This window comes from Hydrogenophaga flava NBRC 102514 (assembly GCF_001571145.1).
GTDB lineage: Bacteria > Pseudomonadota > Gammaproteobacteria > Burkholderiales > Burkholderiaceae_C > Hydrogenophaga > Hydrogenophaga flava.
This window is the reverse complement of sequence record NZ_BCTF01000010.1, coordinates 129,214-143,897: the sequence shown is the minus strand read 5'-3', so window position 1 is coordinate 143,897 and position 14,684 is coordinate 129,214. Positions and strand designations below refer to the sequence as shown.

Here is a 14,684-nt window from a genome sequence, read left to right as displayed (position 1 = left end):
GGGGCCCGGCGCGGCGGGCATGCCCCAGTCAGGCCTGGGGATGGAAGCGGTGCACGCCGTCGGCGCCGGTGCGGCGCTGCAGCCGCCCCTGGAACCACAGCCGGTGCAGGTGGGCCACCGACTCGCCCAATGCAAAGGTGCTCTGGTGCAGGTCCAGCGGCCGGGGGAACAGCACCGGGATCATCTCCCAGGCGCTGTGCGGGCGTTCGGTGCAGGCGGCCATCACCTCGGCCAGCCGCTCGTCGTGGTGCTCCTGCAGTTGCCGGATGCGTTCGTGCAGGCCGGTGAAGGGCTTGCCGTGCGAGGGCAGCACCAGCGTGTCGTGGGGCAGGGGCAGGTAGCGCTGCAGCGAGTCGAGGAACAGCGCCAGCGGGTCGCTTTCGGGTTCCACGTCGTAAACGCTCACGTTGGTGCTGATGCGCGGCAGCACCATGTCGCCGCTGATCAGCACGCCGAGCACCTCGCAATGCAGCGCCATGTGTTCGGGCGCGTGGCCGTAGCCGGCGATGCAGCGCCAGTCGTGGCCGCCGATGTCGACCACCTGTCCGTCCATCAGGCGCCGGAACTGGGCGGGTACGCCGGGCACCAGACCAGGGTAGTAGCCCGCGCGGGCGCGGATCTTGTCCAGCGCGTCGGCATCCAGCAGGCCGTTGGCGCGGAAGAAGGCCGCGGCGCCGTCGCCGCCGAAGCCGGTGGTGCTGCGCGAGCCGATGCGGGCCATGTGGTAATCCATGCCGCTGATCCACAGCCGGCAATCGTGCTCGGGGCTGCTCCAGCGCTCGCACAGCCACTGCGCCAGCCCGATGTGGTCCGGGTGCATGTGGGTGACGATCACGCGCAGCACCGGCAGGCCTTCGAGTTCGTGCTCGAAGACCTGCTCCCACTGCGCCCTCGCCTCGTCGCGTGCGATGCAGGTGTCCACCACCGTCCAGCCCTCGCGGCCGTCCAGCCGGTCGCGCAGCAGCCAGAGGTTGATGTGGTCCAGCGCAAAAGGCAGGGTCATGCGGACCCACTTCACGCCGGGCGCCACGGTGATGGCGCCGCCGGATGGGGGCAGGGCATCGCCCAGCGGGTAGTGCAGACGGGCTTCGAGCGCGTCCCTGGAGGGAGGGGTCACGGGGTGTTTCCTGAAAAGCTTCCGTTAAACTGACGTTGACGTAAACGTCAAGATGCGACGCATTCTAGGGATCGATCCCCGTCGTCGCTGTCCGAAAGCCGACACCCCCCTGTGAGCACCATGGCGACCAACCCGACCTATTCCATCAGCGACCTCGCGCGCGAGTTCGACCTGACCACGCGCGCCATCCGTTTCTACGAGGACATGGGGCTGCTGCAGCCCCAGCGCGAGGGGCCGGGCGGCCGCAACCGGGTCTACAGCGCGCGCGACCGCACGCGGCTGAAGCTCACGCTACGCGCCAAGCGCCTGGGGCTCTCGCTCACCGAGGCCAAGGACATCATCGACATGTACGACAGCCCGCGCGACACCGGGCCGCAGCTGCGCAAATTCCTCACCGTGCTGGCCGACCACAAGCGCCAGCTCGAAGAGCAACTGGCCGACCTGATGGCCAACCTCGACGAGGTCAAGGTGCACGAGAAGGAAGCCCGCGCGCTGCTGGCCAAGGTGGAGAAGGCCGACAAGGCCTAGACTCGGCGGCTTCTTCTGTTGCCGGAGCCGTTCCATGAGCCTTGTCGCCACGATCATCATCGCCCTGCTGGCGCTGATCCATGTCTACATCCTGGTGCTGGAAATGTTTCTCTGGGACACGCCCAAGGGGCGCAAGGCCTTCGGCCTGACGCCGGAGTTCTCCGCTGCGAGCAAGGTGCTGGCGGCCAACCAGGGCCTGTACAACGGTTTTCTGGCCGCCGGCCTGTTCTGGGGCCTCTGGCTGGGGGCCGAAGGTTTTGGCGTGAAGGTCTTCTTCCTCGCCTGCATCCTGGTGGCCGGCCTGTACGGCGCCGCCACCTCCAGCCGCAAGATCCTGTTCATCCAGGCCGTGCCGGCGACGCTGGGCCTGCTGGCGCTGTTCCTGTCCCGCTGACCGCTTTCTGGCTGTGGGGTTCATCCCCACTTGCCCGCGCGCGGCGGTGTCGTTCATAATTGACGTTTACGTAAACGTAAACGTAAATCAAAAATCATGAGCGAGACAACCCCCGACCACGACGCGCTGCGCCAGCGCGTGCAGACCAGCCTGGAGCGCCAGGGAATGATGCAGGCGCTCGGCGTGAAGCTGCTGGCCGTGGCGCCCGGCATGGTGACGCTGGCCCTGCCGTACTCCGAACGCGTGACCCAGCAGCAGGGCGGCTTCCACGGTGGCGCCATGGGCGCGCTGGCCGACATCGCCGGAGGCTATGCCGCGCTGACCGTGGCGCCCGAGGGCATGGAAGTCACCACCGTCGAATACAAGATCAATTTCCTCGCGGCCTTCCAGGGTGGCGAGCTGCAGGCCACCGGCCGCGTCGTGCGCGGCGGCAAACGCATCATCGTCACCACCGCCGAGGTGGTGCACGTGGCCCCCGACGGTCAGCGGACCGACTGCGCCGTGATGCAGCAGACCCTGGTGCCGGTGCCCAAGACCTACTGACCCTCAACGCATTCAACGCCTCACGGAGACCCCCATGACCAACCTGCCCGGCCTCAATTTCCAGCTCGGTGAAGACATCGACGCCCTGCGCGACGCGGTGCGCGACTTCGCGCAGGCCGAGATCGCGCCGCGCGCGGCCGAGATCGACCGCGACGACCAGTTTCCGATGGACTGCTGGCGCAAGATGGGCGAGCTGGGTGTGCTGGGCATCACCGTGCCCGAGCAGTACGGTGGCGCCAACATGGGCTACCTGGCCCACATGGTGGCCATGGAGGAAATCAGCCGTGCCAGCGCCTCGGTGGGTCTCTCCTACGGCGCGCACAGCAACCTGTGCGTGAACCAGATCAACCGCAATGGCACACCGGAGCAGAAGGCCAAGTACCTGCCCAAGCTGATCAGCGGCGAACACGTGGGCGCGCTGGCCATGAGCGAGCCGGGCGCCGGCTCCGACGTCATCAGCATGAAGCTCAAGGCCGAGGACAAGGGCGGCTACTACCTGCTCAACGGCAGCAAGATGTGGATCACCAACGGCCCCGACGCCGACACCCTGGTGGTTTACGCCAAGACCGAGCCCGAGATGGGCGCGCGCGGCGTCACCGCCTTCCTGATCGAGAAGGGCATGAAGGGCTTCTCCATCGCGCAGAAGCTCGACAAGCTGGGCATGCGGGGCAGCCACACCGGCGAGCTGGTGTTCCAGGACGTCGAGGTGCCGGCCGAGAACATCCTGGGTGGCCTGAACATGGGCGCCAAAGTGCTGATGTCGGGCCTGGACTACGAGCGCGCGGTGCTGACCGGCGGGCCGCTGGGCATCATGCAGTCGGTCATGGACAACGTGATTCCGTACATCCACGACCGCAAGCAGTTCGGCCAGAGCATCGGCGAGTTCCAGCTCATCCAGGGCAAGGTGGCCGACATGTACACCGTGCTACAGGCGGCGCGCAGCTTCGCCTACACCGTGGCCAAGAACCTGGACCTGCTGGGCACCGAGCACGTGCGCCAGGTGCGCAAGGACTGCGCCTCGGTCATCCTGTGGACGGCCGAGAAGGCGACCTGGATGGCCGGCGAGGGCGTGCAGATCTACGGTGGCAACGGCTACATCAACGAGTACCCGCTGGGCCGCCTCTGGCGCGACGCCAAGCTGTACGAGATCGGCGCCGGCACCTCGGAAATCCGCCGCATGCTGATCGGCCGCGAGCTGTTTGCCGAGACCTGCTGAGCGGCTTGGCCGTTCGGTCGAAAGTTCTATCCATTCAGCGGGTTTGATGTTGTCATTTAAGGGTTAACCCTTGGTTTTCGCTACGATTCCTCCACAAGGGTGCCGTCGGTACCCATATGGAGATTTTTTTGTCGATCGAAAACGGTCGTCCGCTGAATGCCGGACGACGCAAAACCCTTGGCTGGATGGCCGCGTGTGCGACAACGACCGCATGGCCCATGAACGCGTTTGCCAACAATCCCCTGGTGGTCGGTCAGGTGGCCCCCTTCAGCGGGCCGCAGGCGGTATCCGGCAAGGCCATACACGCGGGGATCAAGCTGTGCTTCGAGGCCGTGAACGCGCGTGGCGGCATCAATGGACGCCCCCTGAAGCTGGTGACTCGCGACGACGGGCAGAAACCGGAGGACACCGTGCGGCTGACCAGGGAGCTGATCGCCGCCGAATCCCCGGTGGCTTTGATGGGCACCATCGGCACGGCCAATCTGGAGGCTCTGCACAAGGATGGCGTGCTGCAGTCGGCGCGACTGTCGGTGGTGGGGGCGAGCTCAGGGGCCAACAGCGTCGTGCAGGCGTCCAACATCCACGTTGTGAAGGCCAGCTACCACGACGAAGTCGGACACCTGTTCAAGCAACTGTCCACCAACGGGCTCAAGCGTGTTGGTCTGATGTTCCAGGACGATACCTTCGGTCAGGACGTGATTGCCGGTGCGGAGGCCGCCGCTCGGAAGCATGGCATCGAAATCGCAGCGCGCAGTGGGTATTCACGCAACACGGTTGCTGTGGAGAGGGCGGTTTCGGAGCTCGTGGCTGCGAATGTTCAGGCGGTGGTGCTGGCCGCGACCACGGCTCCAGCCATTGCATTTGTTCGCCAGTACAAGGCTGCCGGTGGCAAGGGCACGCTGTACGGTCTCTCGGTGATCGATACAGATGCGGTGCTCGGCGAGTTGGGGCCGGACCGTGCCAGGGGCTATGCCTTTTCGGTGGTGACGCCGCTCGCCCAGAGCACCACGTTGTCGGTGGTTCGGGAGTATCAGCAGCTCAAGGCCGCCAGCAAGGATGCCGACATCCGCTCCCGCTCGATGGAGGGGTTCATTGCGGCGAAGGCACTGGTCCGGGTGCTGCAAGGCATCGGAGATCCGACACCGGGTCGCGTGACGGATGCTCTGAATGCAGCCCGGTCGGTGGATGTTGGCGGCTTCGTGCTCGACTTCAGCGACGGCAAGCGTGCGGCGTCGAGCTATGTGGACTTCGCCATGTTCGGGGCGGGCGGGCGCATCTTTCAGTAAGCGATAGCTTCGCGAATAGGGTGGGGTGCGAAGCGGTGATGGGTAACATCGCCGCATGAGCACCTCCATCCAAAACCTCATCGAGAACAACCGCCGCTGGGCCGCCGAGACCGAGCGCCTGCGCCCTGGCTACTTCCAGGAGCTGGCGCAGCAGCAGACCCCCAAGTACCTGTGGATCGGCTGTTCCGACAGCCGGGTGCCGGCGAACCAGATCACGGGTCTGGAGCCGGGGGAGGTGTTCGTGCACCGCAACGTGGCCAACGTGGTGGTGCACTCCGACCTGAACGCGCTGTCGGTGATCCAGTTCGCGGTCGAGTACCTCAAGGTCGAGCACATCCTGGTCGTGGGCCACTACGGCTGTGGTGGTGTTCTGGCCACGCTGCGTGGCGCGCGTGTGGGCCTGGCCGACAACTGGCTGCGCCACGTGCACGACGTGAAGATGCGCCACCGCAAGCGCCTCGACCACCTGCCCGTGGCGGTGCAGGAAGACGTGCTGTGCGAGATGAACGTGATCGAGCAGGTGGGCAATGTGGCGCTGACCAATGTGCTGCAGGACGCCTGGGCGCGCGGCCAGAACGTGTCGGTGCACGGCTGGTGCTACGGCCTCAAGGACGGCCTGGTCAAGGACCTGGGCGTGAGCATGAGCAACCGCGAGGAGGTCATGCCCATCTTCCGCAGTGCGCTCAAGCGGCACCCGCGCGCCGAGACCTGAGGCACCCGCAGGCCATGTTCCCCCAGCGGCTGGATTCGACCGTGGCCTATGACATCGCGAAGGCGATGATGGACGGGTTCAACCGCCACTACCGACTGTTCCGCGCCGAATCCGCCCGCGCCAAGCACCGTTTCGAGTCGCGCGACTGGCCGGCCCAGCAGCGGGCGCAGCGCGACCGCATCGAGTTCTACGACCTGCGGGTGCGCGAATGCCTGCAGCGCCTGGTCAAGGAGTTCAAGGCGGACCATCAACCGATGGCGGTGTGGGAGCAGGTCAAGCTGCACTACATCGGTCTGCTGGTGAACCACCACCAGCCCGAGCTGGCCGAGACCTTCTTCAACTCGGTCACCACCAAGATCCTCAAGCGCGCCTACTTCCAGAACGACTTCATCTTCGTGCGGCCGGCGGTCTCCACCGAGTACATCGAGAACGACGAACCCCGGGCGCTGCCGACCTACCGCAGCTACTACCCCACGCACGAAACCATGCGCGACAACGTGCGCCGCATGATCGAGGACTTCGACCTGCGCGTGCCCTTCGACGACCTGGGGCGCGACGCCGGCCTGGTGCTCGAAGCCATGCGCCAGCGCTTCGACCACTACAAGCTGCGTGCCAATTTCCAGATCCAGGCGCTGTCCGGGCTGTTCTACCGGAACAAGGGCGCCTACGTGGTCGGCAAGATCATCAACGGCTTCCAGGAAGTGCCGTTCGCCCTGCCCATCCTGCACAACGAGAACGGCCGGCTGGTGATCGACGCCGCGCTGTTCGGCGAAGACGACCTGCTGATGCTGTTCAGCTTCGCGCGCGCCTACTTCTTGGTCGACATGGAGGTGCCCAGCGCCTACGTGCAGTTCCTGCGCAGCCTGATGCCGCGCAAGCCGCGCGCCGAGTTCTACAACGCGCTGGGCCTGGCCAAGCAGGGCAAGACCCTGTTCTACCGCGACTTCCTGGCGCACATGCGCCACAGCACGGACCAGTTCCGCATCGCGCCCGGCATCAAGGGCATGGTCATGCTGGTGTTCGACCTGCCGAGCTTCCCCTTCGTTTTCAAGCTCATCAAGGACTTCTACCCGGCGCAGAAGGACACCACGCGCGAGCAGATCCGCGGCAAGTACCTGCTGGTGAAACAGCACGACCGCGTGGGCCGCATGGCCGACACGCTGGAGTTTTCCGAGGTGGGCTTTCCGCGTGACCGCTTCACCGACGAGCTGATCGCCGAGATCCAGAAGTTCGCGCCCAGCCAGCTGGAGATCAGCGACCGCGACGGCGACGGCACGACCGAGGTGATCCTCAAGCACTGCTACATCGAGCGGCGCATGATCCCGCTCAACATCTACCTGCAGGAGGCCTTCGACACCCTGCAGACGCCCGATGTGGACGACACATCGTTGCGCCGCGCACGCGAGCAGATCACCCGGGCCGTGGTCGAGTACGGCAACGCCATCAAGGACCTGGTGGCCGCCAACATCTTCCCGGGTGACATGCTGTGGAAGAACTTCGGCATCACGCGCCACGGCAAGGTGGTGTTCTACGACTACGACGAGATCGAATACATCACCGACTGCAACTTCCGCCGCGTGCCTGCGCCGCGCAACGAAGAAGACGAGATGTCCGGCGAGGTCTGGTATTCGGTCGGCCCGCACGACGTGTTCCCCGAAACCTTCGAGCCCTTCCTGCTGGGCAACCCGCTGGTGCGCGAGGACTTCATGAAACACCACGCCGACCTGCTGGATGCCGCGTTCTGGCAGGCACACAAGGAACGCATCGCCGCAGGACATGTCTACGACGTGTTCCCTTACGAACGTGCCCGGCGCTTCCGCGCGCAGGCGCACAAAGAACTGCTTGATTGATTTTTCAAAGGAGATTCCCATGAGCAACACCACCGATCCCGTCGTCATCGTCGGCGCCGCCCGCACCCCCATGGGCTCGTTCCAGAGCGACTTCGCCAGCCTGTCCGCCCACGACCTCGGCGGCGTCGCCATCAAGGCGGCGGTCGAACGCGCCGGTGTGAAGGCCGATCTGGTCGACGAAGTGCTGTTCGGCAACTGCCTGATGGCCGGCCAGGGCCAGGCGCCCGCACGACAGGCCGCTCTCAAGGGCGGGCTGCCGCTGTCCGCCGGCGCGGTGACGCTGTCCAAGATGTGCGGCTCGGGCATGAAGGCCGCCATGCTCGCGCACGACATGCTGATGGCCAGCAGCGCCACCGTGATGGTCTCGGGCGGCATGGAGAGCATGACCAACGCGCCCTACCTGATGCTCAAGGGGCGCGGCGGCTACCGCATGGGCCACGACAAGATCTACGACCACATGATGCTCGATGGCCTGGAAGACGCCTACGAACCCGGCCGCAGCATGGGCACCTTCGGTGAAGACTGCGCCGCCAAGTACAGCTTCACCCGCGAACAGCAGGACGCCTTCGCCATTGCCTCGGTGACGCGCGCCAAGGCCGCGACCGAAAGCGGTGCCTTCGCCAAGGAAATCGCCCCCGTGACGGTCAAGGACCGCAGCGGCGAACGCGTGGTCTCGGTGGACGAGGGCCCGGGCAAGGTCAAGCTCGACAAGGTCACCTCGCTCAAGCCCGCGTTCAAGAAGGACGGCACCATCACCGCCGCTTCGTCGTCGTCGATCAACGACGGCGCCGCCGCGCTGGTGCTGATGCGCGAATCCACCGCGAAGGGCCAGGGCCTGAAGCCGCTGGCCCGCATCGTGGCCCACGCGACCCACGCGCAGGAGCCCAACTGGTTCGCCACCGCGCCGGTGGGCGCGACGCAGAAGCTGCTGGCCAAGACAGGCTGGTCGGTCGGCGACGTGGACCTGTGGGAAATCAACGAAGCCTTCGCCGTGGTGCCGATGGCGCTGATGACCGAGCTGGACATTCCGCACGAGAAGGTCAACGTCAACGGCGGCGCCTGCGCGCTGGGTCACCCCATCGGCGCCTCTGGCGCCCGCATCGTCGTCACCCTGCTGCACGCTCTGGCCGCGCAAGGCAAGAAGAAGGGTGTGGCGACGCTGTGCATCGGCGGTGGTGAGGCCACGGCAATGGCGGTGGAACTGGTGTGACGCCACTGCTTGCTTCCCAGGGGGGAACGGTGATTCAGCAAATGCGTTCGCAAGGTGTGAGATGACGGAACAAGAGTTGGCCAAGAGGTTCTGGGCCGAATTTCGTGCGAGGGAAACAGTGTTGGCTGCACTGTCCGTCCAGGACTTCGTCGAACAGGCGAATGAGCTGCTCGATGATGAAGCGCTAGGGGTGGCCGTCGAGGTGTTGGGCGATCCTGGCGATGAGGGACGGGAGCTGATCTTCACTGCTCATGGCGACAAGGAAAAGTTCACCGTCGTGAATACGTTTGTGTCAACGGCTCCAGACCTTCAGTGCTTCTCGCGCGTCATCGGGTTCCGGCGCAGGACCGGCGAACCCTCGTTTGAAATTCGCATGGACGACATGACTTGGTCGGCCTCAGATTACCGAGTCGGTCTTTTCAAGGATGGCGGCCTGGTGGGGCTGGAGTTGCTGGTCAACCGGAGGGTTCCACATGACATGATCGACGCATCAAAACATGCCGCCTTCATCATGTTGGATCACATCATCGGTGAGTACGACTTCGCTGTTCGTGTCGGGGCTGTTGACTTCGTGGATCACCTTTCTGTTGACGAGCCTTGGGTGTGTTCATTAGAAGACCTCCCCCGTAACTTTGATCGAATGTGGACAGAGTCGTTGGGGCGCACTGGCTTGTGGCCGCAAAAAATGACATGGGCTATGTTGGCGTTTCCGTCCGAGGTCGAAGGCGAGGCTCCGCTGGTTGTCTCTGTGAATCGTTCCGCAGGTGCTCTGGCTACTCGTGCCGATATGGCGTATTGCTTGGATGTGGTGATGGAGGTGTTCGACAAACCAAGCTTGCAGCGAGCTCAGGACGTGGAAGATCTTCTTCGTCAAGGAATGGAGTCACAGCAAGCCTCGATCATGGTTGCAAGCATCATGGATCGCACTGAGAGCACTCGAACCTGTCGCTTTTACTTGTCCGATCCACGAGAGAACAAGGTCAAGCTCGACGCAATCTGTCGGGGTAGCGGTGTTGAGCCTCAAATCACCGTGGCTTTTGATCCGTCCTGGGACGGGTATTTTGAGTTCACCGATTGAGCACCATGAAACTCAGTCAGACCGTCCTCGTCATCGGCGCTTCGCGCGGCCTCGGGCTGGAGTTCGTGCGGCAGTACCGCGACGCGGGCGACCGCGTGATCGCCACGGCGCGCGACGACGAGGGCTTTGAACGTCTGCGCGGTCTGGGCGCCAAACCGCTGCGCGTGGACGTGGCCGACCCGGCCAGCGTCAGTGGCCTGTCCTGGCAGCTCGATGGCGAGGAGATCGATGTCGCTCTCTATGTGGCCGGCGTCATCGACCGCGGCAACGCCACCACGCCGCCCACGCAGCAGGCCTTCGACCACCTCATGCACACCAATGTGCTGGGCCTGATGCAGGTGCTGCCGCAGGTCATGCCCATGGTGGAGGCGGCGGGCGGCATGTTCGGCGCGCTGTCCTCGGCCATGAGCCAGATCGGCCCGGTGCCGGGCAGCAACAGCTGGCTCTACCGTGTGAGCAAGGCGGCGCTGAACATGGCCGTGAGCAGCGCGCGCTTCGACTACCCCAAGGCGACCCTGGTGGCGCTGGACCCGGGCTGGGTGCAGACCGACATGGGCGGTGGTGCAGCGCCGCTGACCGCCGAGGCCAGCGTGCGCGGCCTGCGCGCCGTGCTGGCCAGCCTGACACCGGACGACAACGGACAACTCATCCACCACGACGGCCGCCGCGCCAGTTCGTGGTGAACCGACACACACAAAGAGACAAGACATGCTGCTGACCCAAGACCAGGAAATGATCCGCGACGCCGTGCGCAGCTTCGCGCAGGAAGAGCTGTGGCCGAACGCCGCGCGGTGGGACAAGGAACACCACTTCCCCAAGGACGTGCACCAGGGACTGGCCGAACTCGGTGCCTACGGCATCTGCGTGCCCGAGGAACTGGGCGGTGCGGGGCTGGACTACCTGACGCTGGCGCTGGTGCTGGAAGAGATCGCGGCCGGTGACGGCGGCACCAGCACCGCCATCAGCGTGACCAACTGTCCCTACAACGCCATCCTGATGAAGTACGGCACACCTGCGCAGCAGCAGCAGTGGCTGGTGCCGGCGGCGCGCGGCGACATCCTGGGCGCGTTCTGCCTGACCGAGCCGCACGTCGGCTCCGACGCCTCGGGTCTGCGGACCACCGCGGTGCGCGATGGGGACGAGTACGTCATCAACGGCGTCAAGCAGTTCATCACCTCCGGCAAGAACGGACAGGCCGCGGTGGTCATCGCGGTGACCGACAAGGGCGCTGGCAAGAAGGGCATGAGCGCCTTCATGGTGCCCACCGACAACCCGGGTTACGTGGTCGCGCGGCTGGAAGACAAGGTCGGCCAGCACAGCAGCGACACGGCGCAGATCAACTTTGACAGCTGCCGCATCCCCGCTGAAAACCTGATCGGCCAGGAAGGCGAGGGCTACAAGATCGCGCTGTCGGCGCTCGAAGGCGGACGCATCGGCATTGCGGCGCAGAGCGTGGGCATGGCGCGCAGCGCGCTCGACGTGGCGATCGCCTACGCCAAGGAGCGCCAGAGCTTCGGTACGGCCATCTTCAACCACCAGGCGGTGGGCTTCCGCCTGGCCGAGTGCGCGACGAAGCTCGAAGCCGCGCGTCAGCTGATCTGGCACGCCGCCGCCCTGCGCGACGCCGGCCGGCCCTGCCTGAAAGAAGCGGCGATGGCCAAGCTGTTCGCCAGCGAGACCGCCGAACAGGTCTGCTCCGCGGCGATCCAGACACTCGGTGGCTACGGCTACGTGAACGATTTCCCGGTCGAGCGCATCTGGCGCGACGTGCGGGTCTGCCAGATTTACGAAGGCACGAGCGACGTGCAGAAGATCATCATTCAGCGAGCGCTGTAAGCGCGAGCCGCCCCCGGTGCGGGGGTACGATCCAGCCCTATGAAGATCATCATTTTGGGCGCCGGCCGGGTTGGCGAAAGCGTGGCCGAGAGCCTGGTGTCGGAACAGAACGACATCACCGTCATCGACCAGGACCCCGCCCGCCTGCGGCTGCTCGAAGAGAAGCTGGACCTGCGCGGCGTCGTGGGCAACGGCATCCAGCCTTCGGTGCTGGCCGAGGCCGGCGCGCGAGACGCCGACATGGTGATCGCCTGCGCGGCGGCCGACGAGTCCAACCTCGTGGTTTGCAAGGTGGCGCACGACGTGTTCAACGTGCCCACCACCATCGCCCGCCTGCGCTCGCCCGAGTTCATCGAGGGCGACGCGCTGCTGGGCAAGGGCGGTTTCTCGGTGGACAACGTGATCTGCCCCGAAGAATCGGTCACGCGCTACATCCACCAGCTCATCAGCTATCCCGAGGCGCTGCAGGTGGTCAAGTTCTCGCAGAGCCGCGCGGCCCTGGTGGTGGTGCGTGCGGCGGCCGGTGGCGCGGTGGTGGGGCACACCATCGCCGAGATGCGCAATCGCATTCCCCATGTGGAGATGCGCATCGTCGCGCTCTACCGCCTGGACACCGAGATGGAGGCCACGCCATCAACCCGCATCCTGCCGGGCGACGAGGTCTTCGTGCTGGCCGACGTGCGCAAGATCCGGCTGGTGCTCGCCGCCATCCACAACATCGACAAGCCGGTGCAGCGCGTGATGATCGCCGGCGGCGGCAAGGTGGGGTTGCGGCTGGCGCGCAGCCTGGTCGGGCAGTGCGAGGTCAAGCTCATCGAGAGCGACCGCAAGCGCTGCGAGTACCTGGCCAGCCAGCTGCCGTCGAACATGCTGGTCCTGAACGGCGACGCGGCCGACGAGGACCTGTTGGAAGAGGAAAACGTCGGCGACATGGACATGTTCCTGGCCCTGACCAGCGACGACGAGGACAACATCATGTCCGCCATGCTGGCCAAGCGGCTGGGCGCCAACCGCGTGCTGTCGCTTATCAACCGCCGCGCCTACGCCGACATGATGCAGGGCAGCACCATCGACATCGCGATCTCGCCCTCGCAGACGGTGATCGGCGAGCTGCTGGCGCACCTGAGGCGCGGCGATGTGGCGGCGGTGCACAGCCTGCGCCGCGGGGCGGCCGAGGCGCTCGAAGGCGTGGCGCGCGGTGACATCAAGACCTCGAAGCTGGTCGGCCGCCGGATTGAAGAGATCAAGTTGCCGCAGGGCGCCCGTTTCGGCGCCATCGTGCGCGGCGATGGCCGCGACTCCGAGGTGCTGATGCCGCACCACGACACCGTCATCGAGGACGGGGACCACGTGATCATCTTCATCCCCCACAAGCGCCTGGTGCGCGAGGTGGAGAAGCTGTTCCAGGTCGGCGCCACCTTCTTCGGCTGATCCCATGCGCGTGCTGTTTCCCGCGCTCAACGTGTTCTCGCGCGTGCTCGTGGCGTTCGCCTTTGCCTTCCTGGTGCCGCTGGCCTGGGCCTGGAGCGAGGACCATGAGCAATACCGCTACGTCTGGGAGGGCTCGTTCGCGCTGGCCGCCGGCAGCGGCTGGCTGCTCTGGGCGCTGACGCGCAGCCACCGGCGCGAGCTGCAGGCGCGCGACGGCTTTCTGCTCGTCAACATGGTTTGGCTGCTGCTGCCCGCCTTCTCGGCGGTGCCGCTGATGTTCACCGTGCCCGACATCAGCTGGAGCAAGGCCTACTTCGAGGCCATGAGCGCGCTGACCGCCACCGGTGCCACCGCGCTGTCGGGGCTGGACGCGCTGCCGGTGTCGGTCAATGTCTGGCGTTGTTTCCTGCAGCTCATCGGCGGCCTGGGCATCATGCTGCTGGTGGTGGCGGTGCTGCCCATGCTGGGGCTGGGCGGCATGCAGCTCTACAAGGCCGAAACGCCCGGCCCGATGAAGGACACCAAGTTCACGCCGCGCATCGCCGAGACGGCGCGCGGCCTCTGGGGCGTGTACTTCCTGTTTTCGGGTGCCTGCCTGCTGGCCTACCGCTGGGCCGGCATGGGCTGGGCCGACGCCTTCATGCACATGTGCACCACCATGGGTCTGGGCGGGTTTTCGTCGCACGATGCGAGCCTCGGCCATTTCGACTCGCTGCGGGTGGAGCTGGTGGCGATCTTCTTCATGGCAATTTCGGGCATCAGCTTCGTGCGCTACTTTGTGGTGTTGCGCACCCGCAGGCTGACCCCGCTGACCCACGACCGCGAGATCCGCACCTATGTGGTGGTGCTGCTGGTGGCCATCCTGCTGGTGGCGGCGCTGCTGATGGTGCACGGCGTGCACACCCGTTTCGAGGACGCGCTGCGCGACAGCGCTTTCCACGTGGTGTCGATGGCCACCACCACCGGCTACGCCACCACCGACTTTTCCCAGTGGCCGGTGTTCGCGCCGGTGCTGCTGATCTTCCTGGGCACCTTCGTCTCGTGCGCCGGCTCCACCGGCGGCGGCATCAAGATGGTCCGCATGATCCTGCTGATCAAGCAGGCGCGGCGCGAGCTGGTGCGCATCATCCATCCGCGGGTGGTCAACCCGGTGACGCTGGGCGGGCAGGTGGTGCCTCTGCCGGTGATGACGTCGGTGCTGGGCTTTATGCTGATCTACGGCGCCGCCACCATGGGCCTGACCTTCCTGATGCTGTTCACCGGGCTGGACATCGTCACCGCCTTCAGCGCGGTGGTGGCCACCGTCAACAACATCGGCCCGGGGCTGGGCCAGGTCGGCCCGGCCAGCAACTTCGGCGTGCTGAGCGACCTGCAACTGAGCATGCTCAGCTTTGCGATGGTGCTCGGGCGGCTGGAGCTGCTGTCGTTCCTCGTGCTGTTCACCGGCGCGTTCTGGCGGCGCTGAAGCCGGCGCCGCCGGCTT

Annotated in this window: 14 protein-coding genes; 13 read left to right on the top strand and 1 reads right to left on the bottom strand. The window is 65.7% G+C overall.

Translation table 11 applies throughout. The features are described 5' to 3' along the window. Positions 1–28 precede the first annotated feature (28 nt). Positions 29–1,117, bottom strand: a complete 1,089-nt coding sequence (locus HFL01S_RS10885) for an MBL fold metallo-hydrolase (protein WP_066258254.1) — start codon at positions 1,115–1,117, stop codon at positions 29–31. Between the two features lie 120 nt (positions 1,118–1,237). Here HFL01S_RS10885 and HFL01S_RS10880 point away from each other — a divergent pair, with 120 nt between their 5' ends. The 13 genes from HFL01S_RS10880 (at position 1,238) to HFL01S_RS10820 (ending at position 14,666) form a co-directional block, all read left to right on the top strand. Continuing rightward, positions 1,238–1,645, top strand: a complete 408-nt coding sequence (locus HFL01S_RS10880) for a MerR family transcriptional regulator (RefSeq protein ID WP_066258252.1) — start codon at positions 1,238–1,240, stop codon at positions 1,643–1,645. A 34-nt stretch (positions 1,646–1,679) separates the two neighbouring features. Beyond that, positions 1,680–2,039, top strand: coding sequence for a DUF1304 domain-containing protein (locus HFL01S_RS10875; RefSeq protein WP_066258250.1), 360 nt, complete (start codon positions 1,680–1,682; stop codon positions 2,037–2,039). A 96-nt stretch (positions 2,040–2,135) separates the two neighbouring features. Next, positions 2,136–2,582 (top strand): PaaI family thioesterase, encoded by a 447-nt coding sequence (locus HFL01S_RS10870; protein WP_066258248.1) that lies wholly within the window; start codon positions 2,136–2,138, stop codon positions 2,580–2,582. A 34-nt stretch (positions 2,583–2,616) separates the two neighbouring features. After that, positions 2,617–3,798 (top strand): isovaleryl-CoA dehydrogenase, encoded by a 1,182-nt coding sequence (locus tag HFL01S_RS10865; protein WP_066258246.1) that lies wholly within the window; start codon positions 2,617–2,619, stop codon positions 3,796–3,798. A gap of 128 nt (positions 3,799–3,926) precedes the next feature. Beyond that, positions 3,927–5,084, top strand: a complete 1,158-nt coding sequence (locus tag HFL01S_RS10860) for an ABC transporter substrate-binding protein (protein WP_245644781.1) — start codon at positions 3,927–3,929, stop codon at positions 5,082–5,084. Between the two features lie 55 nt (positions 5,085–5,139). Continuing rightward, complete coding sequence (gene can, locus HFL01S_RS10855) at positions 5,140–5,796, top strand: carbonate dehydratase (protein WP_066258242.1); 657 nt, start codon at positions 5,140–5,142, stop codon at positions 5,794–5,796. A gap of 14 nt (positions 5,797–5,810) precedes the next feature. Beyond that, positions 5,811–7,646 (top strand): bifunctional isocitrate dehydrogenase kinase/phosphatase, encoded by a 1,836-nt coding sequence (aceK, locus tag HFL01S_RS10850; RefSeq protein ID WP_066258240.1) that lies wholly within the window; start codon positions 5,811–5,813, stop codon positions 7,644–7,646. Positions 7,647–7,665: 19 nt separating this feature from the next. Then, positions 7,666–8,856: an acetyl-CoA C-acyltransferase gene (locus tag HFL01S_RS10845; protein ID WP_066258238.1), complete on the top strand. Its 1,191-nt coding sequence runs from the start codon at positions 7,666–7,668 to the stop codon at positions 8,854–8,856. 121 nt (positions 8,857–8,977) lie between these two features. After that, positions 8,978–9,934, top strand: a complete 957-nt coding sequence (locus HFL01S_RS10840; RefSeq protein ID WP_157538839.1) for a hypothetical protein — start codon at positions 8,978–8,980, stop codon at positions 9,932–9,934. Positions 9,935–9,939: 5 nt separating this feature from the next. Continuing rightward, complete coding sequence (locus HFL01S_RS10835; protein WP_066258308.1) at positions 9,940–10,617, top strand: SDR family oxidoreductase; 678 nt, start codon at positions 9,940–9,942, stop codon at positions 10,615–10,617. A gap of 25 nt (positions 10,618–10,642) precedes the next feature. Beyond that, entirely contained in the window at positions 10,643–11,770 is a 1,128-nt protein-coding gene (locus tag HFL01S_RS10830; RefSeq protein ID WP_066258234.1) for an acyl-CoA dehydrogenase family protein, read from the top strand. 39 nt (positions 11,771–11,809) lie between these two features. Continuing rightward, on the top strand, positions 11,810–13,201 hold the full coding sequence (trkA, locus tag HFL01S_RS10825; protein WP_066258230.1) for a Trk system potassium transporter TrkA: 1,392 nt from the start codon (positions 11,810–11,812) through the stop codon (positions 13,199–13,201). 4 nt (positions 13,202–13,205) lie between these two features. Then, complete coding sequence (locus HFL01S_RS10820) at positions 13,206–14,666, top strand: TrkH family potassium uptake protein (RefSeq protein ID WP_066258228.1); 1,461 nt, start codon at positions 13,206–13,208, stop codon at positions 14,664–14,666. Positions 14,667–14,684 lie beyond the last annotated feature (18 nt).

Excerpts from the sequence above, each read along its gene's own strand:
- HFL01S_RS10880 (WP_066258252.1), top strand. The coding sequence starts at position 1,238 with ATGGCGACCAACCCGACCTATTCCATCAGCGACCTCGCGCGCGAGTTC.
- HFL01S_RS10875 (WP_066258250.1), top strand. The coding sequence starts at position 1,680 with ATGAGCCTTGTCGCCACGATCATCATCGCCCTGCTGGCGCTGATCCAT.
- HFL01S_RS10870 (WP_066258248.1), top strand. The coding sequence starts at position 2,136 with ATGAGCGAGACAACCCCCGACCACGACGCGCTGCGCCAGCGCGTGCAG.
- HFL01S_RS10865 (WP_066258246.1), top strand. The coding sequence starts at position 2,617 with ATGACCAACCTGCCCGGCCTCAATTTCCAGCTCGGTGAAGACATCGAC.
- can (WP_066258242.1), top strand. The coding sequence starts at position 5,140 with ATGAGCACCTCCATCCAAAACCTCATCGAGAACAACCGCCGCTGGGCC.
- aceK (WP_066258240.1), top strand. The coding sequence starts at position 5,811 with ATGTTCCCCCAGCGGCTGGATTCGACCGTGGCCTATGACATCGCGAAG.
- HFL01S_RS10845 (WP_066258238.1), top strand. The coding sequence starts at position 7,666 with ATGAGCAACACCACCGATCCCGTCGTCATCGTCGGCGCCGCCCGCACC.
- HFL01S_RS10835 (WP_066258308.1), top strand. The coding sequence starts at position 9,940 with ATGAAACTCAGTCAGACCGTCCTCGTCATCGGCGCTTCGCGCGGCCTC.
- HFL01S_RS10830 (WP_066258234.1), top strand. The coding sequence starts at position 10,643 with ATGCTGCTGACCCAAGACCAGGAAATGATCCGCGACGCCGTGCGCAGC.
- trkA (WP_066258230.1), top strand. The coding sequence starts at position 11,810 with ATGAAGATCATCATTTTGGGCGCCGGCCGGGTTGGCGAAAGCGTGGCC.
- HFL01S_RS10820 (WP_066258228.1), top strand. The coding sequence starts at position 13,206 with ATGCGCGTGCTGTTTCCCGCGCTCAACGTGTTCTCGCGCGTGCTCGTG.